The organism is Kitasatospora sp. NPDC004272 (genome assembly GCF_053603035.1).
Genome location: NZ_JBSGET010000025.1, coordinates 44,172 through 70,523, shown reverse-complemented (window position 1 = coordinate 70,523; position 26,352 = coordinate 44,172). Strand labels below are relative to the sequence as shown.

28 protein-coding genes are annotated in these 26,352 nt (G+C 72.4%); 12 read left to right on the top strand and 16 right to left on the bottom strand.

Annotated elements, in window-relative coordinates:
• Nucleotides 1-132: 132 nt before the first annotated feature.
• The 7 genes from ACWEO5_RS11130 to hemL form a co-directional block, all read right to left on the bottom strand.
• Nucleotides 133-537, bottom strand: coding sequence for a hypothetical protein (locus tag ACWEO5_RS11130; protein ID WP_344553538.1), 405 nt, complete (start codon nucleotides 535-537; stop codon nucleotides 133-135).
• A gap of 59 nt (nucleotides 538-596) precedes the next feature.
• Nucleotides 597-1,718, bottom strand: coding sequence for a c-type cytochrome biogenesis protein CcsB (gene ccsB, locus ACWEO5_RS11125; protein ID WP_344553537.1), 1,122 nt, complete (start codon nucleotides 1,716-1,718; stop codon nucleotides 597-599).
• Between the two features lie 3 nt (nucleotides 1,719-1,721).
• A complete protein-coding gene (gene resB / locus ACWEO5_RS11120; protein ID WP_452162142.1) occupies nucleotides 1,722-3,491 on the bottom strand; it encodes a cytochrome c biogenesis protein ResB in 1,770 nt (589 codons plus the stop codon).
• 2 nt (nucleotides 3,492-3,493) lie between these two features.
• Nucleotides 3,494-4,273, bottom strand: coding sequence for a cytochrome c biogenesis CcdA family protein (locus tag ACWEO5_RS11115; RefSeq protein ID WP_452162141.1), 780 nt, complete (start codon nucleotides 4,271-4,273; stop codon nucleotides 3,494-3,496).
• Nucleotides 4,270-4,866, bottom strand: coding sequence for a TlpA family protein disulfide reductase (locus ACWEO5_RS11110; RefSeq protein ID WP_452162140.1), 597 nt, complete (start codon nucleotides 4,864-4,866; stop codon nucleotides 4,270-4,272). Before ACWEO5_RS11110 ends, ACWEO5_RS11115 begins: the two co-directional genes overlap by 4 nt.
• A gap of 152 nt (nucleotides 4,867-5,018) precedes the next feature.
• A complete protein-coding gene (locus ACWEO5_RS11105; RefSeq protein ID WP_452162139.1) occupies nucleotides 5,019-5,708 on the bottom strand; it encodes a histidine phosphatase family protein in 690 nt (229 codons plus the stop codon).
• The gene (gene hemL, locus ACWEO5_RS11100; RefSeq protein ID WP_452162138.1) at nucleotides 5,705-7,048 is read right to left on the bottom strand and encodes a glutamate-1-semialdehyde 2,1-aminomutase; all 1,344 of its coding nucleotides are present in this window, start codon (nucleotides 7,046-7,048) and stop codon (nucleotides 5,705-5,707) included. The genes ACWEO5_RS11105 and hemL overlap by 4 nt, the downstream gene beginning before the upstream one ends.
• Before the next feature lie 366 nt (nucleotides 7,049-7,414).
• Here hemL and ACWEO5_RS11095 point away from each other — a divergent pair, with 366 nt between their 5' ends.
• Nucleotides 7,415-7,903, top strand: a complete 489-nt coding sequence (locus ACWEO5_RS11095; RefSeq protein ID WP_030908511.1) for a hypothetical protein — start codon at nucleotides 7,415-7,417, stop codon at nucleotides 7,901-7,903.
• Nucleotides 7,904-8,080: 177 nt separating this feature from the next.
• Nucleotides 8,081-8,470 carry a DUF4262 domain-containing protein gene (locus ACWEO5_RS11090; protein ID WP_452162137.1) on the top strand — a complete coding sequence of 130 codons (390 nt, stop codon included), beginning with the start codon at nucleotides 8,081-8,083 and terminating at the stop codon, nucleotides 8,468-8,470.
• A gap of 153 nt (nucleotides 8,471-8,623) precedes the next feature.
• Here the strand turns inward: ACWEO5_RS11090 and ACWEO5_RS11085 are convergent, their stop codons facing one another.
• A complete protein-coding gene (locus ACWEO5_RS11085) occupies nucleotides 8,624-10,714 on the bottom strand; it encodes an ATP-dependent nuclease (RefSeq protein WP_452162136.1) in 2,091 nt (696 codons plus the stop codon).
• Nucleotides 10,715-10,920: 206 nt separating this feature from the next.
• Nucleotides 10,921-11,589, bottom strand: a complete 669-nt coding sequence (locus tag ACWEO5_RS11080) for a response regulator transcription factor (protein WP_344553528.1) — start codon at nucleotides 11,587-11,589, stop codon at nucleotides 10,921-10,923.
• Between the two features lie 102 nt (nucleotides 11,590-11,691).
• Between ACWEO5_RS11080 and ACWEO5_RS11075 the strand changes: the two genes are divergently transcribed.
• Complete coding sequence (locus ACWEO5_RS11075; RefSeq protein WP_452162135.1) at nucleotides 11,692-13,062, top strand: DUF2079 domain-containing protein; 1,371 nt, start codon at nucleotides 11,692-11,694, stop codon at nucleotides 13,060-13,062.
• Here the strand turns inward: ACWEO5_RS11075 and ACWEO5_RS11070 are convergent.
• A complete protein-coding gene (locus tag ACWEO5_RS11070; protein WP_452162134.1) occupies nucleotides 13,005-14,570 on the bottom strand; it encodes a sensor histidine kinase in 1,566 nt (521 codons plus the stop codon). The two genes, ACWEO5_RS11075 and ACWEO5_RS11070, sit on opposite strands and share 58 nt — an antisense overlap.
• 30 nt (nucleotides 14,571-14,600) lie before the next feature.
• On the bottom strand, nucleotides 14,601-15,491 hold the full coding sequence (locus tag ACWEO5_RS11065; RefSeq protein ID WP_452162133.1) for a LysR family transcriptional regulator: 891 nt from the start codon (nucleotides 15,489-15,491) through the stop codon (nucleotides 14,601-14,603).
• A 65-nt stretch (nucleotides 15,492-15,556) separates the two neighbouring features.
• On the opposite strand from ACWEO5_RS11065, the gene ACWEO5_RS11060 reads away from it, so the two are divergent.
• Together ACWEO5_RS11060 and ACWEO5_RS11055 are read left to right on the top strand one after the other, a co-directional pair.
• On the top strand, nucleotides 15,557-16,336 hold the full coding sequence (locus ACWEO5_RS11060) for an NAD(P)-dependent oxidoreductase (protein ID WP_452162132.1): 780 nt from the start codon (nucleotides 15,557-15,559) through the stop codon (nucleotides 16,334-16,336).
• Between the two features lie 382 nt (nucleotides 16,337-16,718).
• The gene (locus ACWEO5_RS11055; protein WP_452162131.1) at nucleotides 16,719-17,222 is read left to right on the top strand and encodes a YbhB/YbcL family Raf kinase inhibitor-like protein; all 504 of its coding nucleotides are present in this window, start codon (nucleotides 16,719-16,721) and stop codon (nucleotides 17,220-17,222) included.
• A 124-nt stretch (nucleotides 17,223-17,346) separates the two neighbouring features.
• Here the strand turns inward: ACWEO5_RS11055 and ACWEO5_RS11050 are convergent, their stop codons facing one another.
• Together ACWEO5_RS11050 and ACWEO5_RS11045 are read right to left on the bottom strand one after the other, a co-directional pair.
• Nucleotides 17,347-19,158: an alkyl/aryl-sulfatase gene (locus ACWEO5_RS11050; RefSeq protein ID WP_452162130.1), complete on the bottom strand. Its 1,812-nt coding sequence runs from the start codon at nucleotides 19,156-19,158 to the stop codon at nucleotides 17,347-17,349.
• Between the two features lie 192 nt (nucleotides 19,159-19,350).
• Nucleotides 19,351-20,109, bottom strand: coding sequence for a GntR family transcriptional regulator (locus ACWEO5_RS11045; protein ID WP_452162129.1), 759 nt, complete (start codon nucleotides 20,107-20,109; stop codon nucleotides 19,351-19,353).
• A gap of 169 nt (nucleotides 20,110-20,278) precedes the next feature.
• Between ACWEO5_RS11045 and ACWEO5_RS11040 the strand changes: the two genes are divergently transcribed.
• Entirely contained in the window at nucleotides 20,279-20,764 is a 486-nt protein-coding gene (locus ACWEO5_RS11040; RefSeq protein ID WP_452162128.1) for an ATP-binding protein, read from the top strand.
• Between the two features lie 8 nt (nucleotides 20,765-20,772).
• Here ACWEO5_RS11040 and ACWEO5_RS11035 read toward each other — a convergent pair whose 3' ends face one another.
• Together ACWEO5_RS11035 and ACWEO5_RS11030 are read right to left on the bottom strand one after the other, a co-directional pair.
• Nucleotides 20,773-21,723 (bottom strand): N-acetylglucosamine kinase, encoded by a 951-nt coding sequence (locus ACWEO5_RS11035; RefSeq protein ID WP_452162127.1) that lies wholly within the window; start codon nucleotides 21,721-21,723, stop codon nucleotides 20,773-20,775.
• Nucleotides 21,724-22,091: 368 nt separating this feature from the next.
• The gene (locus ACWEO5_RS11030) at nucleotides 22,092-22,331 is read right to left on the bottom strand and encodes a chaplin (protein WP_452162126.1); all 240 of its coding nucleotides are present in this window, start codon (nucleotides 22,329-22,331) and stop codon (nucleotides 22,092-22,094) included.
• A gap of 449 nt (nucleotides 22,332-22,780) precedes the next feature.
• On the opposite strand from ACWEO5_RS11030, the gene ACWEO5_RS11025 reads away from it, so the two are divergent.
• From ACWEO5_RS11025 to ACWEO5_RS11015, 3 genes are all read left to right on the top strand, one after another.
• Nucleotides 22,781-23,023, top strand: coding sequence for a chaplin (locus ACWEO5_RS11025; protein ID WP_452162125.1), 243 nt, complete (start codon nucleotides 22,781-22,783; stop codon nucleotides 23,021-23,023).
• An 89-nt stretch (nucleotides 23,024-23,112) separates the two neighbouring features.
• Entirely contained in the window at nucleotides 23,113-23,403 is a 291-nt protein-coding gene (locus tag ACWEO5_RS11020; RefSeq protein ID WP_033252292.1) for a chaplin, read from the top strand.
• Nucleotides 23,404-23,516: 113 nt separating this feature from the next.
• Nucleotides 23,517-23,900 carry a hypothetical protein gene (locus ACWEO5_RS11015; RefSeq protein WP_344553518.1) on the top strand — a complete coding sequence of 128 codons (384 nt, stop codon included), beginning with the start codon at nucleotides 23,517-23,519 and terminating at the stop codon, nucleotides 23,898-23,900.
• A 108-nt stretch (nucleotides 23,901-24,008) separates the two neighbouring features.
• On the opposite strand, the gene ACWEO5_RS11010 is transcribed toward ACWEO5_RS11015, so the two are convergent.
• Entirely contained in the window at nucleotides 24,009-24,719 is a 711-nt protein-coding gene (locus ACWEO5_RS11010; RefSeq protein WP_452162124.1) for a hypothetical protein, read from the bottom strand.
• A gap of 277 nt (nucleotides 24,720-24,996) precedes the next feature.
• On the opposite strand from ACWEO5_RS11010, the gene ACWEO5_RS11005 reads away from it, so the two are divergent.
• The 3 genes from ACWEO5_RS11005 to ACWEO5_RS10995 all read left to right on the top strand — a co-directional run bounded on the left by ACWEO5_RS11005 (nucleotide 24,997) and on the right by ACWEO5_RS10995 (nucleotide 26,295).
• On the top strand, nucleotides 24,997-25,341 hold the full coding sequence (locus tag ACWEO5_RS11005; RefSeq protein ID WP_014136472.1) for a hypothetical protein: 345 nt from the start codon (nucleotides 24,997-24,999) through the stop codon (nucleotides 25,339-25,341).
• Nucleotides 25,342-25,488: 147 nt separating this feature from the next.
• Nucleotides 25,489-25,833 (top strand): hypothetical protein, encoded by a 345-nt coding sequence (locus ACWEO5_RS11000; RefSeq protein ID WP_014136473.1) that lies wholly within the window; start codon nucleotides 25,489-25,491, stop codon nucleotides 25,831-25,833.
• Between the two features lie 204 nt (nucleotides 25,834-26,037).
• Nucleotides 26,038-26,295: a hypothetical protein gene (locus ACWEO5_RS10995; protein ID WP_452162123.1), complete on the top strand. Its 258-nt coding sequence runs from the start codon at nucleotides 26,038-26,040 to the stop codon at nucleotides 26,293-26,295.
• Nucleotides 26,296-26,352 lie beyond the last annotated feature (57 nt).

The following is a 26,352-nucleotide window of genomic DNA, read 5'->3' as shown; positions in this document are numbered from 1 at the left end:
CGGGGCCGCCGCGACCCCCCCCCCCCGCATTTAACCCCCCCCAACCGGGGGCAGCGGGGGGCGTGCGGGCGCGGCGGGGGGCCCGACGTTGGTGGCCAGCACCCCCCCCCGGCCGTCGGTGTCCCCGGGCCGCTAGGCGGCGGCCAGGGCGGCCGGACGGCCGGCGTGCATGGTGGTGAGGTTGGCGGCCAGGCGCTGCGGGTCCTGGGCCAGCCACAGGCGCACCGCGGCCCCGAGCATGATGCAGGAGGAGCCGAGCCGGACGCCGGTGGACTGGGCGATCCGCGCGGTGGCGATGGTGAGCAGGTCGGCCAGCTCGGTGGGGAGCCAGACGGTGAGCGCGCAGGGCGCGGGGGTGGTGATGGCGGCGAGCAGCCGGTAGGCGTCCGCCGGGCAGTGCAGGGTGGGCAGGACGTCCAGCAGCCCGTCGGCGACGACTTCGGACACGTCGCTGTGGTGGCCCTGGGCGAGCCGTCGCAGCAGCGTGCGTTCCGCTGCGGTGATTCGGACGGTCATGATGACCTCGTCGCACTCCATGGTGCGGCCCTCCTCGCGGCTTCGTGGTGCGTGGGTGGTGGGGTGGTGGTGCGGGGGCGTCAGACGCCGGCGTAGGAGTGCTTGCCGGTGATGAAGATGTTGACGCCGTAGAAGTTGAACAGCCAGCAGGCGAAGGCGAGCAGCGCCAGGTAGGCGGCCTTGCGGCCGCGCCAGCCGGCGGTGGCCCGGGCGTGCAGGTACGCGGCGTAGGCGACCCAGGTGATGAAGGACCAGGTCTCCTTCGGGTCCCACTCCCAGTACTTGCCCCAGGCGACCTCGGCCCAGATCGCGCCCGCGATGATGGTGAACGTCCAGAGCGGGAAGATGATCGCGTTGATCCGGTAGGAGAGCTTGTCCAGGGTGCCGGAGGCGGGCAGCCGCTCCATCAGGTTGGCGGCGCGGACGGTGAGCCCGGCCGCGATGCGGTGCTCGTAGCGGTCCTTGAGCAGGTAGGCCACGGTGGTGACGAACGCGGCGAAGAAGGCGCCGCCGCAGACGGTGGCGGCGGAGACGTGGATGCCGAGCCAGTAGGAGTGCAGGGCGGGGACGAGCTGCTCGGAGTCGGTGTAGAGCACCGCGACGGCGACGCCGAGGATCAGCAGCGCGACCACGGTCACCGGCAGGCCGAGCCAGCGCACGTTCTTCTTGGTGGCGAGCAGGATCACGTACGCGCCGACCATCATCAGGGCGAAGGCGCACGAGAACTCGTACATGTTGCCCCACGGCCAGCGCATCACCGACAGGCCGCGGGTGGCCACGCTGGCGGCGTGCAGCAGCAGGCCGAGGACGGTCAGCGAGACGGCCATCCGGCCGACCAGGTCGGCCTTCTCGCTGGTGCCGGCCGGGCCGACGCCGTCGGCCGGGCCCCCGTCGCCGCGGCCGCTGGTGACGGTGGTGGCACCGGCGTCGGCGAGCGCGGTGCGGGTGAGCGTGGTGGTGCCGCCGCCCTGGGAGGCGACGGTGACGGTGACCTTGCGGACGCCCTTGGCCGCCTCCGCCGAGTCGGCGACGGACTCGGCCAGGGTGCTCTGCTGCGCGGAGCGGACGGCGACGCCGCCCTTGGCGCCGAACGTCCACTCGAAGATCTGGGCGAACATCGCCAGGGTGTAGACGGTCATCGCCGAGTAGATGAGGTAGTTGGAGATGTTGGCCAACTGGGTGTCGACCTGCGCGAGCAGCACCGTCTACTCCTTGGTTTCCGGGGCGGTGGGGACGGCAGCGGCCGGGGAGTCGGCTGCGGCGGGTGCGTTGTCTGCGGGGGGTGCGTCGTCCGCGGGGACGTCGGGCCCCGGGGGTCCGTCGGCGGGCGGCTCGTCGGCGGCCGGGGCGTCGTCCTGGAGCTCGACGGCGATCGCGGCGAGCTCCTCGGCGGTGCGGGCCGACTCGCTGCGGCCCAGGCCGGCCACCTCGACCAGGGTGCGGCCGTCGGGGGCGGCGACCGCGCGGACCCAGATCCGGCGGCGCTGGACGAACAGCGAGCCGATCAGGCCGAGGACCGCGGCGACCGCGCCGATCAGCGCGACCGTGTTGCCGGGGCGGTGCGAGACGGTGAAGTTGGCCCACTGCTGGTAGCCGTCGAAGGTGACGGTGCCGTAGCCGTCGGGCAGTTCCCAGCCCTCGCCGACCTTGAGGATCGCGGTGGCGGGCGCGTCGTTGACCTTGAGCTGGGTCATCGCCTTGTTGTCGAGCTCGTACACGTTCTGCGGCAGGCCGCTGTCGGTGCGCAGGTCGCCGACGTAGACGCTGAGCACCAGCCTCGGGTCGGCGGCGGCCGGGAAGACCGAGATCGGGCCGGTGTGGGTGAAGTCGGCGGCGGCGGTGGGCAGGAAGAAGCCCTGGAAGGCCATCTGGGTCTTCTGGCCGTCGGGGCCGGTGCCGTAGTCGTTGACCTTGATCACGCCGGGCGAGGTGACGTTGGAGTCCCGGGGCAGGAACACCGTCGGGCCGCGGTAGACGACCTCGTTCTGCGCGTTGCGGACGGTCACCACCGGGGCGAAGCCGTGCGCGGTCAGGAAGACCTTGGAGCCGCCCACCTCCAGCGGGTGGTTGACCTCGATCCTGGCGTTCTTCTGCTTGCCGGTGTCGGCGCCGTCCCAGTAGCGGACGTTGGCGACGAACTCCTTGGCGGTGCCGGCCGTCGGCCCCTCGGTCTGGTAGTCGGCGGTGAAGCCGTCCAGCTTGAAGCCGAAGGCGTCCAGGTCGTCGACGCCGTAGAACGCCGAGCCGGTGAAGTCGTCGAGCTGGGTGGTGGTGTTGGAGTAGCCCTGGCCCTCCAGCACGATCTTGGTGCCGGAACCGCTGAACAGGCTGGCCCAGGCGAAGCCGGCCAGCAGGGCGAACAGCGCGAAATGGAACAGCAGGTTGCCGACCTCGCGCAGGTAGCCCTTCTCGGCGGCCACCGAGCCGGGGTCGGCGGCGGCCCGGAAGCCGCGCTTGCGCAGCAGCCGGTGGGCGGCCGCGTTGACCTTCTCCGGGGCGGCGTCGGTGTGCCAGGCCGCGTAGACCGGCATCCGGGCCAGGTTGCGCGGGGCGGCCGGGGGCTGGGCGCGCAGCACGCCGACGAACTGCCAGGTGCGCGGCAGGATGCAGCCGGCCAGCGAGACGAACAGCAGGATGTAGATCGCGGAGAACCACACCGAGCTGTAGACGTCGAAGAGTTGGAGCTTCTCGTAGATCGGGGCGAGGCCCTTGTGGGCGTTCTTCCACTCCGCGACCTTGAAGGCGTTGGTGTTCTGCGGCACCAGCGAGCCGGGGATGGCCGCCAGCGACAGCAGGAACAGCAGCAGCAGGGCGACCCGCATCGAGGTGAGCTGGCGCCAGAACCAGCGCAGCCAGCCGAACGCGCCCATGCCGGGCGGCACCGAGTCGTTCTCCTCGGGGGCGGTGCTGAGCCGTTCGACGTCGGGGTCCTCCGCGGCGTCGGCCGGCTGGGGGCTGGTCTTGGTGTCGCTCACGGTCAGATTCCGATCGAGAAGTTCGCGGTGAGGTACTGGAGCTGGTTGACCAGCGCGTCCCACACCCCCGTCACCAGGGCCAGGCCGACGGCGACGAGCATGCCGCCGCCGATCCGCATCACCCACTGGTAGTGCCGCTTGACCCAGCCGAACGCGCCCAGTGCCCTCCGGAACGCCAGGGCCGCCAGGACGAACGGTACGCCGAGGCCCACGCAGTAGACGGCCATCAGCAGCGCGCCACGCCCGGCGCTGGCCTGGCTGAAGGCCAGGCCCTGGATCGCCGCCAGGGTCGGGCCGATGCAGGGCGTCCAGCCGATGCCGAACACCAGGCCGAGCAGCGGGGCGCCGGCCAGGCCGATCGCGGGGCGGCGGTGCGAGCGCAGTTCGCGCATCGTGAAGCCGGGCAGCAGGCCCATGAAGGCCAGGCCCATCAGCACGGTGAGCAGGCCCATCACGATCGAGATGATCCGCTTGTGGTCCTGCAGGGTCTGCCCGAAGGAGCCGAACAGCGCGCCGCCGGAGACGAACACCGCGGCGAAGCCGAGCACGAACAGCAGCGAGCCGGCCAGCATCCGGCCGCGCCGGGCGCCCCTGGCGTCGGAGAGGTCGGCGGCGGAGAAGCCGGTGACGTAGCTGAGGTAGCCGGGCACCAGCGGCAGCACGCACGGCGAGAAGAACGAGACCAGCCCGGCGGCCAGCGCGATCGGCAGGGCGAGCACCAGCGCGCCGCTGCCGACCGTCTCGTTGTACCCGATGTCGGCGGCTGCCAGCGGGGTGCTCACTCCGACTCCGCCAGCACCGGGTCGACCATCTTCTGCAGGTCCTCGGCGGACATCGCGCGCATCGCGCGGGCGGCCAGCCGGCCGTCCTGGTCGATCACGATGGTGGTCGGGATGGACTGCGGGTTGAGGCTGCCCTTGGGGAACTTGAGGATCTCGGCGCCGTCCGGGTCGTAGATGCTCGGGTAGGTCACCCCGAAGTTCTTCTCGAACGCGACGGCGTTGGCGGGGTCGGTGTCCCGGGTGTTGATGCCGAGGAACTGGACCCGGTCGCCGTACTTCTGGCTGGTCTCCTGCAGGCCCTTGGCCTCGGCCCGGCACGGGCTGCACCAGGAGCCCCAGATGTTGAGGACGACCACCTTGCCGCGGTAGTCGGAGAGCTTGAGGCTGCCGTTGCCGTCCAGCGAGGTGCCGGCGATGTCGGGGGCGGCGGCCCGGTCGGCGGGGGCCGCGGTGGCGACGCCGCCCTTGCCGGTGACGAAGCCGACCCCGCTGCCGCCGCTGCCGGAGCCGGAGCTGGAGCACCCGGCGAGGGCCAGGGCGGTGGCCGCGCCGAGGGCGGCGGTGAGGCGGGTGCGGCTGGTCGTCCGTGACATGTGAAAAGTTTCGCATGGCTCTTCGGCCCGTTTTAGGGGGGTCCGGCCTTGTCGACCGGACCCCCCTTGACCTGCGCGTTTTTCTCTTATGATCGTCTTAATTCGGGCATATCGCCGCCCGCTGGGCTTACCCGGGCGGGGCCCGGTGTGAGCTACGCCCCGAAGCTCTTGCCCACCGGCTTGTCGCCCTTCTTGCCCTTGCCCACCAGGTGCGCCGGCAGCAGGTCCCGGGCCGGCTCGCGGTAGCCGATCGAGACGATCCGGTCGCCCTGGTAGGTGAAGCTGGTCAGCGAGGCCAGCGAGCACTGCCGGCGGCGCGGGTCGTGCCACAGCCGGCGCCGCTCCGCGAACGAGCGCAGGATCCAGATCGGCAGCTGGTGGCTGACGCACACCGCCTCGTGCCCGCGCGCCGCGTCCCGGGCCGACGCGATGGCGCCCATCATCCGCACCACCTGGTCGATGTACGGCTCGCCCCAGGACGGCTTGAACGGGTTGGTCAGGTACTTCCAGTACGCCGGGTTGCGCAGCGAACCGTCGCCGACGCCGAAGGTCTTGCCCTCGAAGACGTTCTCCGCCTCGATCAGCCGCTCGTCGGCCGCCACTTCGAGGCCGTGCGCCTTGGCGATCGGCTGGGCGGTCTCCTGCGCCCGCTCCAGCGGCGAGGCCACCACGTGCGTGATGTCCCGGTCCTTGAGGTGCTCGCCGACCCGCTCGGCCATCTCCCGGCCCAGGTCGGACAGGTGGTAGCCGGGCAGGCGGCCGTAGAGCACGCCCTCCGGGTTGTGCACCTCACCGTGCCGCATCACGTGGACGACGGTGATCTCCTGGCTGTTCTCGCTCACTTGGCGGTCTCCTCGGTGGCCTCGGCGGCGGCACGGGCGGCGGCGGGCAGGGCGGCGGCGATCCGCTCGATCGCGCGCCCGTCGTGCGCGGCCGAGACGAACCAGGACTCGAAGGCCGACGGCGGCAGGTAGACGCCCTGGCTCAGCATCGAGTGGAAGAAGGAGTTGAAGCGGAACGCCTGCTGGGTGCGCGCCTCGTCGTAGTTGGTGACCTGCTGCTCGGTGAAGAAGACCGAGAACATGTTGCCCGCGGTCTGCACCCGGTGCGCCACGCCCTCCTTGGCGAGCGCCGCGGTGACCAGGCCGGACACCTCGGCGGCGGCCCGGTCCACGGCCGCGTACGCCTCGTCGGTGCAGTGCCGCAGCTGGGCCAGGCCCGCGGCGGTGGCGATCGGGTTCCCGGAGAGCGTGCCGGCCTGGTAGACCGGGCCGGCCGGGGCGAGCTGCGCCATCACGTCGGCGCGGCCGCCGAACGCGGCGGCCGGGAAGCCGCCGCCCATCACCTTGCCGAAGGTCAGCAGGTCCGGCGCCCAGCCCTCGTGCGCGGCCTCCAGGCCGTACCAGCCCGCCTTGGAGACCCGGAAGCCGGTCATCACCTCGTCCGAGACGAACAGCGCGCCGTCGGCCCGGCAGAGCTCGGCCAGGCCGCGGTTGAAGCCGGGCAGCGGCGGGACGACGCCCATGTTGCCGGGCGACGCCTCGGTGATCACGCAGGCGATCTCGCCGGGGTGCGCGGCGAAGGCGGCCCGGACGGCGTCCAGGTCGTTGTACGGCAGCACGATGGTGTCGCCGGCCTGGGCGCCGGTCACGCCCGGGGTGTCCGGCAGGCCGAAGGTGGCGACGCCGGAGCCGGCGGCGGCCAGCAGCGCGTCCACGTGACCGTGGTAACACCCGGCGAACTTCACCACCTTGGCGCGGCCGGTGAAGCCGCGGGCCAGCCGGATCGCCGACATGGTCGCCTCGGTGCCGCTGGAGACCAGGCGCACCTGCTCGACCGGCGCGATCCGGGAGACGATCTCCTCGGCCAGTTCCACCTCGCCCTGCCCCGGCGTCCCGAACGAGGTGCCCAGGGCCACCGCCCGCTGCACCGCCTCGACCACCGCCGGGTGGGCGTGGCCGAGCAGCATCGGGCCCCAGGAGCAGACCAGGTCCACGTACTCGCGGCCGTCCGCGTCGGTCAGGTACGGGCCGGAACCGGACACCATGAAGCGGGGCGTGCCGCCGACCGCGCGGAAGGCGCGCACCGGCGAGTTGACGCCGCCGGGGGTGACGGCCAGCGCGCGGTCGAACAGCGACTGGGACTGGGGGGCTTCGTACGGGTAGCTCATCTGCTCGCTCATCCGTTGGGTGCTGGGAACGGCCGGGAACCGCTCTTACCCGCACATGGTCTCAAATCGTGTCCTGGCGTTCTGCATGTCGGGCCCGATCATCTGGAACGATGATCCGTGTGCTGCTCCCCTCACGGGCTGTGCCGAAGGTAAGGTCGGGTGACGCGCGCTCGTGTAGCACGGCGACAGGCGGGTAAGGGGCATGTTCGGAGGGACACCGAACGTGCGAGGGTCTGTCGGTTCCGGTGAGTTCCGGTGAGGATGGTCCGAGTGTCCGAGAGGCAGGACGGTTTCGACGAGGCCGCGGGGCGCAGCCGCAGGCCCGGCGAGACCGGCGGGGGAACGGGAACCGGCAGGGGAAGGAGGGGCGAGGGCAGAGTGGGGGTCACCTACAAGTACTTCGGCGCTCCGGACCGCGCCACCGCCGCCAGGGTTCCCACCGCGCTCGGTCCCGGCGGTCTCGGCCTCGACGCCGGCGAACTCGGCGCCCTCGGCCGGCTCGGCGACCTGATGGAGACCAGCGGCTCCGCGGGCGGCCACCTCTCCACCAAGATCAAGCCCGAGACGATGAGCGCCATGGTGCTCACCGGCATCCAGGGCGTCCCGCTGCACCACGTCCCGCCGCTCGAACTGGTCGTCCTGCACCCCGACTACGCGGTGGTCCAGCTCCCGCACACCGTGGTCGAGCCGCTCCGCAAGGCCGACGAGACCGAGCTCGGCGCCGCCGCCTTCATCTGGTCCACCGTCCCCGACCGCCGCGGCCCGCGGGACGCCTTCGTCATCTACCAGATGCTGCACGAGTGGCAGGACTTCGCCAGCCGCCTGCACGAGGCCGGGCACCAGCTCTACTGCCTGGTCTGGCCGTGACGCCCCCGCCCCTGAGGACGGGGGCGGTCGGAGGTCCCACGGCGACGCCGCCGTAGGCTCACCGGCATGGCCCTTCCCGACTGCGGCTGTCTGCTATGCGACACCACCGGCGACGAATCCGCGTGGAACGCGCGCGACACCCGCATCGCGGCGAACCTCCGCAGGTACGGCTAGCACGTGAACGGAGTAGTCGGCGGTGCGCTACCCGGCGGCTGGTCCTACTCGATCGGGCTCTGGCAGACCCTGCGCAGCCCGGCGGTCAGCATCTTCGGCATCTCGTCGCAGACCGGCACGCGGCTCGTGAACGTCCTCGCCCACGCGATCCGGGACGGGCACCCGCTCGCACTGGACCAGCGCCACGACGATGTCCTGGGCGGTGGCTTCCCGGTGGCAATCCGACCGGTCCACCCCAGCTGGCACTTCAGCTTCTTCGGCGCGGACGTCGACTTCTACCAGCGTCCGCCGCTGCCCGTCACCCAGATGCTCTGGCTGGACGAGCAGGGCCGTTTCCCTGGGACGACAGCGTGGAGGAGACCTGCCGCACCACTCAACTACTGCTCTGGGTAACCCGCGAGGAGTCCGCCGGTCCGTGGGCGGAGGCCGAACCCACCCGGTACCGACTACACAGGTGACCGAAGCAGACCGGCCTCCGCCGCACTGGCTGGTCAAGTCCGGCCCGCGCCCGAGCGGTCGGGCTTGATCTCGACTGCGGTGCCAGGTTCAGCTCTCGAAGAGACTGGCGAAGATCACATCGAACTCGCAACTGTCAGTGGTCGATCCGCCATTCAAGAGTCGCCTGATCGAGTCGCCATCCGGGTACTGCTCACAGAACTCCTGCGCCTGAGCCGGCTTGTCCGTTCCCTTGCCCTGCGGGTAGTAGCTCTCGATGTCTCCGCGTTCCAGGACATAGATCCGCTCCGTACGAAGCTGTTCGAGGAGTTGTGCCTTGAACTCCCGCACTTGCTCGTCCGTCGGCTTCTCAAGCTCAGCCCTCCGCTGCCCCCGGGACTCGTTCCCCTCGAAAAATGAATCCATCGCGGCCACGACCTCGTCAAGGGTTCCCTCCCCCGCAGCGTGACTCTCCCGAGCCGCCTTTACGGCCTGCCATTGGCGCCTGATCTCGCCCGACTTCTGCAGCGATTGCAGCTGCTTGCGCGTCAACTCCTCTCCCACTGAAGCCAAGTCCCCCAGTCTCTTCACCAACTTCTGCTGGATTTCGATACTCGATGCTCCGGCTCCAAGCTTTTCGAACCCGTCGGTGATGGCGTCCAGGTCGACCAGAACTGCCACACGAACCCCGAACCGCTCGAAAAACTCCCGGTACCGGGCCACCCTGGCCTTTCCTCCGAGACGGGCGATCGCAATAGACCGCTGCTCGAAATCCCACTTGCTATTGAGGGACCTGGCCAGATGCGGCATCAGAATGTGATCGCTATCCCCTTCGACCAGAAGGACTTCGTTGCAGAAGAAGGCGGCATCATTGTTCTCCTGCCGGATCAACTGAAACTGGTCCTTGAGCGCGAGGTCCGAAAGATCGATCGGATACGCCTTCGACTCGGGCGGGGAGGACGAATAGTCCTTGGTCAGCTTGACGAAGGTGCCAGTCGCCTGAGGACTGAAGAAGCTGCTGGAGTGGGTGCTGACCAGAACGTGGTTGTCCTCTGCGAATACCTTGAGAGATTCGAACAACTGGCGCTGCGCCTGTGGATGGAGGAACAGCTCGGGCTCTTCGAACAGCAGCAGGTAAGGCCGGGGGCTTGCGCTCGGATCCACCTCCCGCTCGCTCGCACGCAGGTCCGCATAGGTTCGGAGAATCGAGAAGGTGACAGAGCGGCGCAATCCGTCTCCCTTGCTCTTGAAATCGCTCCGAATTCCGTCGTCAATCGCGATCCGGGCGTTCGAAAGGACACTGCGAAGCTCCGGGGGCGGAAACTCGATGCTGATCGACGCCCGAGGGAAAGCTTGCCGAAGGTTGCCTTCCAGCATTCCCTCGATCATCTTCACTTGAGGCAGTCGCTCGTCCTTGATTGATCCGTCTTCCTGGACCTGTAGGTTCAACGCCTTGTGGAGCTGGTCAAAAACCTCCTCCATCTGGTCGAACTGCCCCTTCGTCTGATTGAACAGGATCCCGAGGAGCTTTCCGAACGATGCCGCCTCACTCGTCTTGAGGTCATCACTCAGGTCCTTTACCGCCGGAATATAGATCACTTCTGGAAGCAGTGCCTGCACTGAGCTGTCGATGCCGGTCGACAGCCCGACGTCTCTGAGTTCCAGTTCCTCATCCGGCAGAGAATCAACCAGTTCCTGAACTGCCTCCTTGATGGCCTTCTGGGTCGTCTTCGATGCCAAAATTTCCTGCAGCTCTGGGAATACGTAAACTGCAGCCTCCCGAAGCTCCGCGCCGGTCTTCCTGGCCACCACATCGGCGACGGCTTCCGGACGGAACCGCTCTTCCCTCGGGACCTTCGCCATTCGGCGAAGCGTCCCCTTGCCGGTCTCGCCATACACCCTGGTAAGAATTAGCCGACCGTCCTCGACTACCTCTGTGATCCGCTGGCGATGCTCCGGAGCCAGGCGAGCCAGGTCGGCATCACCGATCTCGGTCAGGGTGACCTCGATCTGCAGGCTGTGTCTGCGATCGTAGTAGTCAGTGGGCTTGAGTGACGGTCCGTTGAAGAAAACGTCCAACGCCTGGAGAACGGTGGACTTACCGGCATTGTTCTCGCCGATGATGCATCCGAAGGCCGACATCGGCAGCGTCAGTTCCCGGATCCCTCGAAAATTTCTGATACTCAACTGAGAGATGCGCAAAGCCAGTTCCTCGTTGTAGTCCTCCCACCGTCTGCCTACCCTAGAGGATCGGGTCCAGGTCTGATGGCGCCTCGTCCGCGCCCAGGGCGTCCTTGCATGTGGGAGTCATATTCGAGAACTCCTGTTCCTTGCAAGCCTGTTGCCCGGCCCGCTCGGCCTTTCGCGGGCCGGGCACCAGCTGTACTGCCTGGTCTGGCCGTGAGGGGTCAGGGCACCAGCCGGTAGCCGACCCCGCGGACGGTCTCGATCACGCAGCGGGCCCGGGCGGCCGCGAGCTTGCGGCGCAGCGCGGCCACGTACACCTCGACGATGTTGAGGTCGCCGCGGAAGGCGGTGTCCCAGACCGAGTCGAGGATCTCCGGCTTGGGGACGGCCTGGCCGGGCCGCCGGGCCAGGCACTCCAGGACGCCGAACTCCTTGGCGGTCAGCCGCAGCACCGCGCCGCCGACGGCGCAGCGCCGGGCCGCCGGGTCCACGGTCAGGTCGCCGACCGCCAGCACCGCGGCGCGGCCCACCGCGCCGCGCCGGATCAGGGCGCGCAGCCGGGCGGCCAGCACCACGTACGAGAAGGGCTTGCGGAGGAAGTCGTCCGCCCCGCAGTCCAGTGCCTCGGCCTCGTCGTACTCGCCGCTCTTCGCGGTGAGGATCAGCACCGGCACCGGGTTCTCGGCCTGCCGCAGGGCCCGGCAGACCCGGTAGCCGTTGAGCCCGGGGAGCATCAGGTCGAGCACCACCGCCGCGTACGGGACGGCCCCCGCCTGGTTCAGGCCGCTCACGCCGTCGCCCGCCACGTCGACCGCGTACCCGTCGGCGCGCAGCCCGGCGGCGAGCGACTCGGCCAACCGCGCCTCGTCCTCGACCAGTAGGAGCCTCATGCCGGTCAGCCTAGACAAGGGCCCGGCGGGGCGGTCCGGGGCTGAAAGGTTCTTCAGCTTCGTTCAGATTCCCCTCAGCGCGGCCTTCCTACGTTCGCGCCCATGCTGTTCCGACGATGGTTCCAAGTCCTGCTCCCGCTCGCTCTGTTCGGCGCCTACGGCACGGTGGCGGTGCTGCGCCAGCAGCGGATGGAGACCTCCGGCTTCGACCTGGGGATCTTCGAGCAGGGGGTGCGCGGCTACGCCGGGCTGGGCGCGCCGGTGTCCGCCCTGAAGGGCAGCGGGTTCAACCTGCTCGGCGACCACTTCAGCCCGGTGCTGGCCGTCCTGGCGCCGCTCTACCGGCTCTTCCCGGACGCCCGGACCCTGCTGCTCGCGCAGGCGGCGCTGTTCGCGCTGTCCGCGCTGCCGGTGGCCCGGCTGGCCGTGGACCGGCTCGGCCCGGCCCGCGGGGCCGCGGTGAGCTGCGGGTACGGGCTGTCCTGGGGGCTGTGGACGGCGGTGGGGTTCGACTTCCACGAGATCGCGTTCGCGGTGCCGCTCGCCGCCTTCGCCGTCGAGGCGCTGGCCCGCGAGCGGTGGCGGGCCGCGGTGGGGTGGGCGCTGCCGCTGCTGCTGGTCAAGGAGGACCAGGGCCTGCTGGTGGCGGCGGTCGGGGCGTACGTGTTCGCGCGCGGACGGCGGGCGCTGGGGACGGCGACGGTGCTGGCCGCGGCGGGCGGGACGGCGCTGGCGGTGCTCCTGGTCATCCCCGCGCACAACCCGGGCGGCGTGTACACCTATGCGGCGAGCGGGAGTTGGCGGGGCGGCGACCCGCTGACCCAGCTGCTGCTGCCGGGGCAGAAGTGGCTGACGGTGCTGGCGCTGCTGCTGCCGACCGCGTTCCTGGCCCTGCGCTCGCCGCTGGTGCTGCTGGCCGTGCCCCCGCTGGCGGCCCGCTTCTGGTCCGCCGACCCCGCCTACTGGGACGTCCGGCAGCACTACAACGCGCTGCTGATGCCGATCCTGTTCCTGGCGCTGGCCGACGGCCTGGGACGGGTGCGCGGCGAGGCGCCCGGCCGGGAGCGGACACTGCCCCGGCGGGTGGCGCCGCTGGTACCGGCGCTGGTGCCCGTACTGGCCCTGCTACTGTTCCCGACCTCCCTGGTCGGCTCCGCTCCCCCGCAACTGGCCGATGCCCGGGCCGTTTTGGCCACCGTCCCGGACGGCGCCCGGGTCGCCGCCGCGAACCGGTTGGCACCGCAGCTGACCGGGCGGTGCACCGTCTCGCTGTTCCCCTACCTCACCCGCCCCGGCCGGGACGCCCCCTGGGGCCGGCCGACCGCCGAGTGGGTGGCGGTCCTGGACCGGCCGGACGACTTCCCGCTCCCCGCGGCCGAGATGGTCCGGGCCCGCGCCGAACTGGCCGACCAGGGCTACCGCGAGGTGGCCGCCGGGGGCGGGGTCGCGGTGTACCGGTGGTCGTCCGACTGAGCGGGGGCCGGTTCCGAGGTGTCGAGGGGCAGCCGGACGACCAGTTCCGCGCCCGCGCCCGCGGACGGCTCGACGGCCTCGGCCGAGCCGCCCAGCCCTTCGGCGATGCCCCGCACCAGCGACAGGCCCAGCCCCGTACCGCCGTCCGTCCGGGACCTGGCCTCGTCGAGCCGGACGAACCGCTCGAAGACCCGCTCCCGGTCGGCGGCCGGGATGCCCGGGCCGTCGTCGGCGACGGTCAGCACCGCCCGGCCGTCGACCGTGCGGAGCGACACGGTGACCCGCTCCGCGGCGTGCCGGCAGGCGTTGTCCAGCAGGTTGTCGACCACCCGGCCGAGCAGCTGCTCGGTGCCCGGGACGGTGACGGGCCGGAGTTCGAGGACCCGGATCCGCCGCTCCCCGCCGAAGGCCCGTTCGGCGAGCTGCTCCCCCAGCAGGTCGCCCCAGTCGACGGTGCCCGCCTGCCGGGGCCGCTCCTCGCCCCGGGAGAGCAGCAGCAGGTCGTCGGTGAGCCGGTGCAGCCGGGCGGTGTCGGCCAGGCTGCGCTCCACCACCTCGCGCCAGTCGGCCCGCTCGGGGTGGGCCAGCGCCACCTCCAGCGTGCTGCGCAACACGGCGACGGGGGTGCGCAGTTCGTGGGCGGCGTCGGTGACCAGGCGGCGCTGCTCGATCAGCGAGCGCTCCAGCCGGTCGAGGGTGCGGTTGGTGGTGACCGCCAGTCCGGCGATCTCGTCCCGGGCCGCCGGGACCGGCACCCGCTCGTGGAAGGCGCCCGCCCCGATCCGCTCCATCCGGCAGCGGATCGCCTCCACCGGCCGCAGCGCCAACCCGGTGACCGCCCAGGCCACCAGCGCCACGAACAGCGACCCGTACGGCACCACGTACCAGCCCAGGACGTAGCGGACCTTGGCCCGGGCGGCCTTCGCCTCGATCGGGTTGACCATGATGTAGGTGGTGACCCACTGGTCGGCCAGGTCGGTCCGGCCGGTGAGCGCGTCCAGGTCCTGGCCGCGGTTCGGTTCGGTGCGGCGCAGGAAGGTGACGGTGCGGTCGGTGGGGTTGGGGCCGACGGGCGTGCCGATGTCGTAGCCGACGCCGTCCGGGAGGTGGATCCGCACCAGGTCGGCGTTGCCCGCTATGCGGGTGGTCAGCGGTGGGAGGTAGTCGACCTTCCCCGGGTTGATCCGGTCGTGGACGGCCCAGCTGCCGTCCTCCAGCACGAGGGCGTACGCCGACTGCTGGTACCCGCCCTCGATCAGACGGTCGAGCCACGCCTCCCAGGGCGGGGCGTCGGGGTCGGTCGGGGCGGCGGGGCGGTCCTCCCGGGGCCTGATCGCCTCGTTCAGCAGGGTGGCCTCGCGCAGCGCCTTGTCCTCCGCGTTCGGCATCCACTGCTGGTAGGCCGCGTCGCCGACCCAGACGGTGGCCAGCGACAGGGCCAGCACCGACGCCGCCGCCGCCCCGAGCGCGGCCCGCACCCGTACCGAGACCCTCCCCCGCAAGCGCACCGCCCCAGGATAGGCGGCCCCGCCGGGGCGTCAGGTCCCGGCCGCGGCGCGCAGGAGGGGCAGGAAGGCGGCGACGGCCGGAACGAGCAGGTGGCCGCGGCGGACGGCGGTGTGGACGTGGCGGACGGGGGTGTCCTCCGGGTGCAGCGGGACGAGCGCGAGGTCGGGGCGGGCCGCCCGGGCGGCCAGCGAGGGGATCAGGGTGATGCCCAACCCGGCGGCCACCAGGCCGAGTTTGGCCGTCCAGCCGGCCACCTCGTACTCGACCCGGGGCCGGAAGCCGCTGCGGACGCAGGCCGCCAACAGGGTGGCCTCGGGGTGTCGGCTGGCGGCGATCCACGGCTCCTCCGCGAGCTCGGCCAGCCGCAGGCGGCGGCGCCGGGCCAGCCGGTGGGTGCGCGGGACGGCCACCAGGACGGGGTCGTCCACCAGCCGGTGCAGTTCGAACCGATCGGTGTCGTACGGGTGTTCCGGATAGGCGGTGACCAGGGCGAGGTCGATCGAACCGTCCGCGAGCAGCTTGAGCAGGTCGCCGGAGAGCCCCTCGGTGAGGGTCGGGGCGATCGCCGGGTGCACGCTCCGGAAGGCGGCCAGCGCGGCCGGGACGAGCGCGGCGTTGGCGCTGTCGAAGGCCCCGAGCCGCAGCCGTCCGGTGCTCAGACCGGTGAGCGAGGCCAGGTCGCGGCGGGTGCCGTCGAACCGCTCCAGCAGGGCCTCGGCGTGCGGCAGCAGGGTCCGACCGTGCTCGGTCAGACCCACCCCACGGGGCAGCCGGTCGAACAGTACGACGCCCAACTCACCTTCCAGCGAGGCGATCTGACGTGACACCGCAGACTGCGTCCAGCCCAGCCGGTCACCCGCCGCGGTGAACGAACCGAGTCGGGCCGCGGTGCGGAAGACCTCCAACCAAGCCATGTCCATTCCGCATGGCTACCATGCCGGACATTCGTTTGTCGCCTGCCTCGGTCGCGCCTAGCGTGGTCGGCATGGAGATCACGGAGCGAGTGGCAGTGCTGGGGCTGGGCCGGATGGGGCTTCCGCTGGCCCGCCGACTGGATGGCGCGGCAAAGGAGTTGGTGGTCTGGAACCGGACCGGGGGCCGGGCCGGGGGCCTGACCGAAGCGGCCTCCCCCGAGAAGGCGGTGCACGGCGCGGGCGTGGTGGTGACCATGCTCTCCGACCCCGCGGCGGTCGCCGAGGTCGCGGACCGGTTCCGCCCCGTGCTCGCCCCCGGCACGCTGTGGATCGACATGTCCTCGATCGGCCCGGCCGCCGTCGCCGAACAGCGAGACCGACTCCCGCACGGCGTCGACCTGGTGGACGCCCCCGTGCTCGGCAGCGTCGCCGCGGCCGCCGCCGGCACCCTGGTCGTCTACGCGGGCGGCGAGGACCCCGCGCTGGACCGGGCACAACCCCTGCTGGAGCGCTTCGGCCGGGTGGTCCGCTGCGGCGGGCCCGGCGCGGGCGCGGCCCTCAAGATCGTCATGATGGGCGCCGTCGTCACCTCCGTGACCGTGGTCGGCGAGGCCCTGGCCGTCGCCGAACGCCTCGGCGTCCCCGCCGCCCAGGCCCGCCGCGCCCTGGCCGCGGGCCCGCTGGCGGGCGTGATGGCCCGGATCGACAGCACCGACGCGGACTTCCCGATCCGCCTCGCCGCGAAGGACCTCGCCCTCGCCGACGGCGGCCCCGTCTTCGCCGCCGCGCTCGCCGCCCTCCTCGCCGACCCGGCCCGCGCCGAGCTCGATCTCGCGGCGGCCGCCGGGTAGGGCCACCGAAAGCCCCCGCCAGGGTGCGCGCGTCCGGGGCTCGGGGAACGGCGAAGAGCCCCGCCGGGGGCTCGGGGAACGGCGAGGCCCAGTCTGCTGATGGTTCACTGCCGCCCAGCGCATCAGCTTCCGGTTCCGCCAAGGACACGCAGCAGTCCCGACCTCCGATGGGCTCCGACTGTCAGCAGCACGGACCCGCCGTTCCCCGGGCCCCTGGTGGTTCATCCCTCCGTCCGGACCGCCAAAGCCCCGAGGAGCAGGGTCAGGACGGCGAGGACGGCCGGGGCGGCCAGTACCGTCGCGCCGAGGGCGACGACCCGGCGCCGGGTCACGCCGTCCAGCAGGTGGCCCTGGATCCAGGCCGCCGCTGCCGTTCGACTTCATGCGGCCCGTCCCGTCCTTCACGCTGCTCAGCACCGACGTCGCCGACGGCGGCCGACTCGGCGAGGAGCAGGCGTACGCGGGTGGGAACCGTTCGCCGCAGCTCGGTTGGTCCGGTTTCCCGCCGGAGACGAAGGGCTTCGCGGTGACCTGCTTCGACCCGGACGCGCCGACCGGCTGCGGGTGGTGGCACTGGCTGCTGACCGACCTCCCGGCCGGCACCACCGAGCTGCCCGCCGGGGCGGGCGGCGGCGACTTCCCGGGCCTGCCCGCCGGGGCCGTGCACGGCCGCAACGACTACGGCAGCAACGACTTCGGCGGCGCCGCCCCGCCGCCCGGCCACGGCCCGCACCGCTACGTGTTCGCCGTGCACGCGCTGCCGGTGGAGTCCCTCGGGCTGGCCGCGGACACCCCGGCGGCCGTGGTCAGCGGCACCCTCGGCTTCCTCGTCCTGGCCCGGGCCGTCCTGGTCGCCGAGTACGAGACCCCGGCCGAGCAGGACTGACCCGACCCGGCCCGGCCCGGAACGGAACGGCCTGGAACGGAACGGCCGGACGGCCCGGTGGCGGACCCGTGGGCGGGCCTGCCACCGGGCCGTCCGGCCGGCGGTGCGGGGACGGCGGGGGCCGTCAGGGAGTGACGACCGGGAACGCCGGGTCGGACTCGTCCAGGGCCGCGAACAGCCGGTCCAGGACGGCCGGGTCGCCGCTGAGGTCGATCCCGCTCCGGCCCCGGCCGGCCAGCAGGCCGAACAGCTGGGGCTTGGTGAGCGTGACGGTCAGGTCGGCCGGGCCGGGGTCGGCGGCGGTCTCGGCGTGCACCAGGACGCCGTTGCGCAGGGTCACCCGGTGGGTGCTGCCGAGATCGGTGAACTTCCATACGGTGGCGAGCTGTTCGCCCCAGGCCGCGGGGCCGTTGACCCGGATCGCCAGCGAGTCGAAGACCTGGTCGACGGTGAGCGCGCCGGCGAAGTTGCCGGCCCCGAACGGCATCGCCTTCGGCGGGTTGCGCAGCTCCAGCGCGCCCATCAGGTAGCAGTTGCGCCAGGTGGCGTTCTCCGCGCCGTAGCCGAGCCGTTCGAAGACCTGGGCCAGTTGCTCCTTGGCGTCCCCGTCCTCCGGGTCGGCGAACACCGCGTGCTTGAGCAGTTGGGCGGCGAACCGCAGGTCGCCGGCGTCGGCGTACTCCCGGGCCTTGGCGAGGACGGCGTCCTGGCCGCCGATGCAGTCCACGTAGCGCTTGGCGCTCTCGGTCGGCGGGTGCTCCCACAGCGAGGCCGGGTTGCCGTCGTACCAGCCCATGTAGCGCTGGTAGACGGCCTTCACGTTGTGGCTGACCGAGCCGTAGTAGCCGCGGGCGTGCCAGGCGGAGGCCAGCGCGGGCGGGAGTTCCAGCTGCTCGGCGATCTCCGGGCCGGTGAGGCCCTGGTTGAGCAGGCGCAGGGTCTGGTCGTGCAGGTAGCCGTACAGGTCGCGCTGCTCGGAGAGGAAGCGGGTGAGCCGTTCAGTGCCCCAGGTCGGCCAGTGGTGCGAGGCGAACACCACGTCGGAGTCGGCGGCGAACAGCTCGATCGCCTCGGTGAGGTAGCGCGACCAGATCCGGGCGTCGCGGACGACGGCGCCGCGCAGGGTCAGGATGTTGTGCAGGTTGTGGGTGGCGTTCTCGGCCATGCACAGGGCGCGGCGCTCGGGCAGGAAGAAGTTCAGCTCGGACGGCGCCTCGGTGCCGGGCGTCAGCTGGAAGCGGAACAGGACGCCGTCGAGCCGCTCCTCCTGCCCGGTGCGGGTGACGTCGAGGGTGGCGGGCCGCAGGCTGGGGGTGCCGTGCGAGGCGGTGTGGCCGAGGCCCATGCCGACCAGCCCGGTCGGGCCGGCCGGCAGGTCGCCGCCGGAGTAGTAGTCGCCGCGCCGCAGCATCGCGGTGCCCGCGTACACGTTCTCGGCGACGGAGTGCTCCATGAACCCGGCCGGGGCGACGATCGGGACGTCCGCGCCCTCCGCCAGGACGCCGTCCACGCCGCCGAAGTGGTCGATGTGCGAGTGGGTGAACAGCACGGCCGTGACCGGGCGTTCGCCGCGGTGCTCCCGGTACAGCGCCAGGCCGGCCGCCGCGCACTCGGCGGACACCAGCGGGTCGACCACCACCACCCCGCGCTCGCCCTCGATCAGCGTCATGTTCGACAGGTCGAAGCCGCGGATCTGGTAGACGCCCTCGGTGACCTCGAACAGGCCCGCGCGGGCGGTCAGTTGGGACTGCCGCCAGAGGCTGGGGTGGACGGTGTCGGGGCACTCGCCGGTCAGGAAGTCGGTGGCCCTGAAGTCCCAGGCGACCCGGCCGTCCGGGGTGGTGACGGTGTCGGTCCCGGGCGGGGCGACCAGGCCGCGGTCCGCGTCCTCGAAGTCGGTGCGGTCGGAGTAGTCCAGCGGGTCGTGGTGGGTCACCGTACGCCTCCCGGTTCGCGGGCCGTCCCCGCGCCGCTCGCGGGACGGACCCTCCACCACCCTCCGCCGCCGCGCACCGGCCCGGCCCGGGCTGCTGCTCCGAACCGGTGAACGACCGGTGGGCGGGCCCGGCGCGCGGCGGGTTTTCCACAGGTCTGTGGAAAACCCGGGCGCCCCGGAGGGCGCGGCGGCTCAGGCGTCGAAGTCGTACTCCAGGATGTACGAGGCCGAGTCGAGCACCATCTCGTTGACCTCGACCGCCTGCCCGTCCTCGGCGAACGCGATCCGGTGCAGCAGGAACACCGGCGTGCCGGGCGCCAGCGCCAGCCGCTCCGACTCGTCCCCGGCGGGCATCCGGGAGCGGATCCGCTCCTGGAAGTGCACCGGCTTGTGGCCGAGTTCGGCGAGCCGGGCGTACGTGCCGCCGGGCCCGGTGTCCGCGTCGGTGATCCGGCTGCCCGCCACCAGCGCGGCCGGCAGGTACGAGTCGGAGAGCAGCACCGGCTTGCCGTCCAGCACGAAGCGGCGGCTGCGCACGCAGGCCGGCTCACCGCCCTTGAGGCCCAGCACGGCGGCGATCTGCTCGGGCGCCTCCCGCTCGGCGACGGACAGCTGGTCCACCGTCAGCTCGCGGGACGCTATGTCGGCCGACCAGACCGAGGCCCCGCCGCCCCACGTCCGGTCGGAGAGCCGCTGGATGCCCCGGCGCCGTATCGGCCGGAACTCCCGGACGAACACGCCCACGCCCCGGCGGGCCTCCGCCGTGCCCTCGGACTGGAGCACGCCGAGCGCCTGGCGGGCCGTCATCCTGGCCACGCCGTACGTCGCCATCAGGTCGTTCTCGCCGGGGAGCCGGTCGCCGGGGCCGTAGCGGCCGGCGTCGATCTCGCGCTTGAGGTCCTCGGCGATCCGCTGGTACTTGGGCTGCGCGGCGCGTGGGTGACTGGTCATGGTGGCGGACTTCCTTCCCCTCTTCTCTAGACATGCTACGCAGGAGCGGGTCCTGACGCATTGACATCTCTAGAGATTTCAGCTTGTCTAGAGATGTTGGGATCTGACATACCCTCATATCGGCTGCCGAGTCTCCGCCCATCGGGCGAAACCGCGTGAGGAGCCTGCCGTGTCCGTCCACCGTCGATGGTTCTCACTGCCCCGCGAGCCCGCCACCGTCGCCGCCGGACGCCGCCGGGTCCGCGACCTCCTCGCCACCTGGAACACCCCGCTCGACGAGGACACCCGCTTCACCCTCGACCTCGTCACCTCCGAACTCCTCGGCAACGCCGTCCGCCACGCCAGTGGGGACGCCGTCACCGTCGGCGTGCACGCCGACCCGCTGCACCACCGCGCCGTCATCGAGGTCTACGACTCCTCCCCCGTCCTCCCCACCACCCCGGACCACCCCGACGAGGACGCCGAGTCCGGCCGCGGCCTGCTGCTGATCGCCGAACTCGCCCTCGCCCACGGCGTGGTGCGCAAGCGCGGCGGCAAGTGGGTCTGGGCCGAGATCGCCCTCCCCGGCGCCGCCGCCCGCCCCGCCCCCGGGGACCACCCGCCGCGGCAGGCCCCGCACGGCGGGGTCACCCCCTGGGCGATGACCTGCCAGTGAACGGGCCGTCAGGCCGTCAGCGCCCGGTGCAGCTCCGCCGTCCCGGCACCCAACGACCGCGCCGCCAGCCAGGCGGCCGCGCCCGCGCCGTCCCCGGCCGTGCGCAGCGGGGCGGCGGGCCAGCGCTCGGCCAGCAGCGGGCGCAGCCGGGCGGCCAGCGGGGTGTCGGCGGTGAGCAGGCCGCCGGCCAGCACGACGGGCAGCGTGGAACCGGGCGGGCGGAGCAGCGCGAGGGTGTCGATCAGGTGGTCGGCGGCCCGGTCCACCAGGGCGAGCGCCGCGGGGTCGCCCGCCGCGGCCCGCTCCAGGACGACGGGGGCGAGCCGGGCCAGCCGGGCCGGGGCCTGCGCGTGGACGGCGGCGATCAACGTCGAACGGGGGTCCTCGCCCAGGCCGTCCGGGCCGGCCAGCGCCTCGGCGACCGCCGCGTCCAGGCCGGTCAGCGGCGCGTCCAGGTCGATGGAGGCGAGGGCGCCGACCACGGCCTCGCGGCCGAGCCAGACCCCCGAGCCGCGGTCGCCCAGCAGCCAGCCGTGCCCGTCCGCGGTGCGGCGCAACTCGTGGCCGAGGACCTCGGCGGCCATCCCGCCCGTCCCGCTGAGCACCACGTTCCCGTCCGGCCCGGAGCTGCCCGCGGCGTGCGCCAGCAGGACGTCGCTCACCAGCACCGGGTGCGCGCCGAGCCCGAGCGAGTCCCACAGCGGGCCGAACTCCGGCCGCACCACCAGCCCGCCCGCGAGCCCGAGCACCCCCGCCGCCACCCGCCCCGGATCCACCCCGGCCAGCGCGGCCCGCACCGCACCCCCGATCTCCGCCGCCGCGGCCTCCACCCCGTGCGCGACCGGATTCCCCCCACCCCCGCGCCCCCGCCCGACCACCCGCCCGTCCACCTCCGCGACCAGCACCCGCGTACTGGTCCCCCCGACGTCCAACCCGAGCACCAAGGCCGTACCGGTCACCACGAACCTCCAGGCAGAGAGGCCGCCATGCTATGCGGCCCCGCCATGGAGCCGGGGAACGGCGGGTCGATGCTGCTGGCGGCCGGAGCCCATCGGAGGTCCGCGCTGCTGCGTGTCTTGAACAGAACCCGAAGCCGATGCGCCGGGCGGCAGTGAACCGCCCGCAGCCACGGCCTCGCCGTTCCCCGGGCCCCTGACGGTGCTCTTCTGCCGGGCCCCCAGCGGGGCTCTCACCGTCCGTGGGTCACCATGGCGGGGTGGAGCAGCAGACACCCAAGGGTCGACTGCCGTTCGGAACGCGGACGAGCCGCCGGCCGCACCTCGCCAGGAGGGTGCGGGCGGCGGCTCGGCCGGCCAGGGGGCTCGCGTCAGCCGACGTTGGCGCAGGAGTTGCCGAACGCCGGGTTCAGCAGGCCGATGACGTCGATCGAGTTGCCGCAGACGTTCACCGGGACGTGCACCGGGACCTGGATCTCGTTGCCGGAGGCAACGCCGGGGGAACCGGCGGCGACGCCCTCGGCGCCGCTGCTCGCCATGGCGGAGCCCGCACCGGCGGCGACGATGCCCACGACAGCGGCGCCGACGGCGGCGGCCTTCTTGATGCTCATTCTGAGTCTCCTCGATAAATCAGATCTTCCAATTGCCGCGCCGGGGGCTGCCGGTAGGAAGCACACGGGACGTGCACCAGGCCAACGAAGCCGCCCGGGGACAGTTGCGCACGCCCGCGAACAATCACCCACTCGGCGTAATACGCCGCATTCGGGTGATCGGCGGATCCGCCCGTTTCCCCCGCCGCGTCGGCTCGTTCTTCCTCACGAACACCGCTCCACAGGCAGCCCCGTGCCGCCCTGGAAGCGCCGCGAAGCGACCGCTCCCCGCCGTGAGCGAGTGGTCGCGGGCGCACCACGACGCGGCGCGTATCGCCCAAGCCAAGGGCGACACGAGGGTGTTGGGCCGCGTGAGTGACATTCACGGCGCATCCGGAAAACCCCGGGCGATGATGCGATCGCCCGGCACCCGACCATCCAAAGTCGGGCAGAACGTGAGGAAGAAAGCTATGCGCAACTTCAAGAAGGCCGCGGTCCTGTCCGTCGCCGCCGCCGGTCTGGTCCTCGGCTCGGCCGGTCTGGCCAACGCCTCCTCCGGCGCCGAGGGCGTCGCCGCCGGCTCCCCCGGCGTGCTCTCCGGCAACCTGATCCAGGTCCCGGTGCACGTCCCGGTCAACGTCTGCGGCAACACCGTCAACGTCATCGGCCTGCTGAACCCGGCGTTCGGCAACCACTGCGCCAACGTCGGCTGAACTGCCTGACGCAGCGCCCGCGCCGCGTCGCACCCCCGGGTGCGGCGCGGCGCACCAACTCCTCTGTGTGATCTAGGAGATCAACCCCCATGCAGAACGTGAAGAAGGCCGCCGTCCTGTCGGCCGCCGCCGCCGGCCTGGTGCTCGGCTCGGCCGGTCTGGCCAACGCCTCCGCGGGCGCCGAGGGCGTCGCCGCCAACTCCCCCGGCGTGCTCTCCGGCAACGCGGTGCAGGTGCCGGTGCACGTCCCGGTGAACGTCTGCGGCAACTCGATCAACGTCATCGGCCTGCTGAACCCGGCGTTCGGCAACTCCTGCGCCAACATCGACGCCCCGGTCGTCGAGGAGCCCCCGGCGCCGCCGGTCGGCGACGACTGCTGAACAGCCCCCGGCTGATCGGCAACCCCGTGCAGACCGCCCCCCGGCCCCGCGGCCGGGGGGCCGCTCGCGTTCCTCCCCGGAGCACCGCTCCGCTCACCCCGAAGGATTGGCCGATGTCCCGGAAGACCACCGGAGCCGTGGCCGCGCTCGGCGCCGCGATGCTGCTCGGCGGCGTCACCGCCCAGGCCGCGCACGCCGAGGCCGACACGCTCGGCGGGCTGCCCGTGCCCACCACCCACCTGCAGAACACCGACGCCCAGCAGGCCGTCGGCGGCACCACCGGCGCGCTGGGCTACGCGGTCGCCCCGTTGAAGGAGTTGCGGCTCGACCCGTGGGCCGGTTCCGGCGCGGACGTGCTGAACAACGGCGTCGCGGTCGTCCCCGACAACGGCGTCGCCCCGGTCGGCACCGCGCCGCTCACCGCGCCGCTGTCCGGCGGCGGCGGGGCGAAGGACCTCCCGCTGGCCGGCCCGCTGCTCGGCGTGCTGCCGGGCTGAGCGCGGGCCGGACACGACGGAGCGGCCCGGTCCCCCCGCGGGGCCGGGCCGCTCCGTGCCGTCGGGACGGTCCGTCGCGCCGGACGCTCCGTCGCGCCGGACGCTCCGTCAGATCCGGCTCTGGTCAAGCCCGCTGGCGAGGATGCCCACCGGGTCGGCCTGGTTCAGCATCTCGCCGGTGGTGGCGGTGGTGGTGGCGGTCAGGTTCCTCACCGAGTCGGTGACCGAGATCTGGTCCTGCTCGCCGCCGAGCGAGGCGCTCGCCCCGGGGACGGCCTGCACCGGCGCGGTCACCAGGTGCGGGTCGACCTTGTCCAGGGTCAGCGCGGCGTCGGTGAGCCGGCCGCTCTGGCCCTCCACGAAGGAGACCGGCTGTCCCAGGCCCACCGCCGGGCCGCCCAGGCTGAGCGGGGCGGCCGGGGCGTCCAGCCCGAGGGTGCCGAGCTCGGCGCTCCGGTCGACCTCGGGCAGCGGCAGCACGGCGCCCAGCGAGGGGCCGACCTTGCCGCCGTTGAGGGCGGGCAGCACGTGGTCCGGGATCGGCCGGGTGGGGCTCTGGCCGGTCTCGGTGGGCGGCATCAGCGGCGAGGTCGGGATCCCGCCGTGGACCTCGCCGCCGTCCGGCAGCAGCGGGAGCGGTGCGGTCGCCGCGCTGAGCGGGATGCTGAACGGCACCTCCTGGGTGGCCAGGCCGTTCTCGATCGCGGCCACCTCGGCCGGGGTCTTCGGGGCCGCCGCCTGGGCCACGCCCTGGGTCGCCGCCACGCCGGCGCCGACCGCCAGCAGCAGGGCGCCGGTCGCCCGCTTGGAGAGCTTCATGGTGTTCGCCGTTCGTTCGGGAAACTGGTTCGAGTGCTTCGCGCCCTTGGTGGGCACCCTGGCGAACGATCCAGTTCCCCGGCGGATAGCGGCAGTTAACCGGAACGGCTGAATAATCCGATCTCCGCATCGTCGACAATCCGACCGGCGCGCGGGCGAAACGGTGATCGCTGACGAATTTCCGGAAGACCCCGTAACTTTCCCGTTCGCCATTCTTTGATCCCGACGACGACGGGGCAGCACCCCTCGAACGGCATTTCAGAGAGGTATCTCCACCATGCTCAAGAAGACTTTCGCTACCGTCGGCCTGGCCGCCGCCGCGCTCGCCGCGGTGTCCACCCCCGCCGTCGCCATCGGCAACGCGGACGGTTCGGCCGGCTCGATCCAGGGCAACGGCGGCACCAACGCCACCGGCACCTGGGGCAACAACAGCCCGAACTTCCACTTCGCCGACAACCCGAACCTCTGCCTCCCGGAGATCCACAACATCGGTGTCGCCGTGCTCGGCGTGGCCGTTCCGGTCGAGGTCGACGCGCTCAACAACCAGCCCAAGCAGACCTGCGTGGTCGGCCAGGGCACCCTCGGCAGCGGCGACGGCGGCGTCTCCCACCTGGTCGGCTGACCCACCGTCACTGCCCCCGGCGCGGAGCCCCACGCTCCGCGCGGCACGACCCGCCGGTTCCGCTCCCCCGGGCCGGCGGCGGGACCGGGGCGTGAGCCACGCACCGGTCCGCTGCTCCACTCCATCAGATCCGAAAAGGAAAACCCAATGATCAAGAAGGCTCTCGCCGCCGCCGGCGTTGCCGCCGCCGGTCTCGCCACGATCGCCTCCCCGGCGATGGCCATCGGCGACGCGGACGGCGCCGCCACCTCGGTCCAGGGCAACGGCGGCACCAACGCCACTGGCACCTCGGGCAACCACAGCCCGAACTTCCACACCCTGGACAACCCGAACCTCTGCCTCCCCGAGGTCCACAACATCGCCGTCGCCGTCATCGGCGTCGCGGTGCCGATCGAGGCCGACGTCCTGGACAACAAGCCGTCGCAGACCTGCGTCGTGGGCCAGAACACCGTGGGCAGCGGCGACGGCGGCGTGTCCCACCTGATCGGCTGACCTGTCCGGTCGCGATCGGCCGCCGGGTCCGCGGGGAGCGATCCCCGCGGGCCCGGCGGTTCCATGTCTCCGGCCGCTCCCCGAACCCGTTCGTCCGCGGCGCGATCGGGTGATCGGAGCACCGGTGGGCGCGTGCAGCGCCGCTCCAGCCGCACCGCTGTGCTGACGTATGAGACGCACCACCCGACGCAGAGAGGAACCCCCATGAAGAGCAAGCTGGGCAAGGCCGTCGTCACCACCGTCGCCGCCCTGGCGCTGGCCGGCATCGCCGCGCCCGCGTACGCGCACGTCGCCGTCGGCGGCGGCCAGGAGGGCGTGGCCACCGCCGACGAGCCCTTCGTCGCCGGCCACTGGGCGGGCTTCGCCGAGACCTCGCACATCTTCACCGCGGGCGGCGGCTACGGCTGGGCCACCGACACCGCCGTCGGCGGCGGCGAGGGCGGCATCGTCGACATCGGCTGACCCGACGTCAACGACCAGGGGCGCGGCGGCCGTTCACGGCTGCCGCGCCCTTCGTCG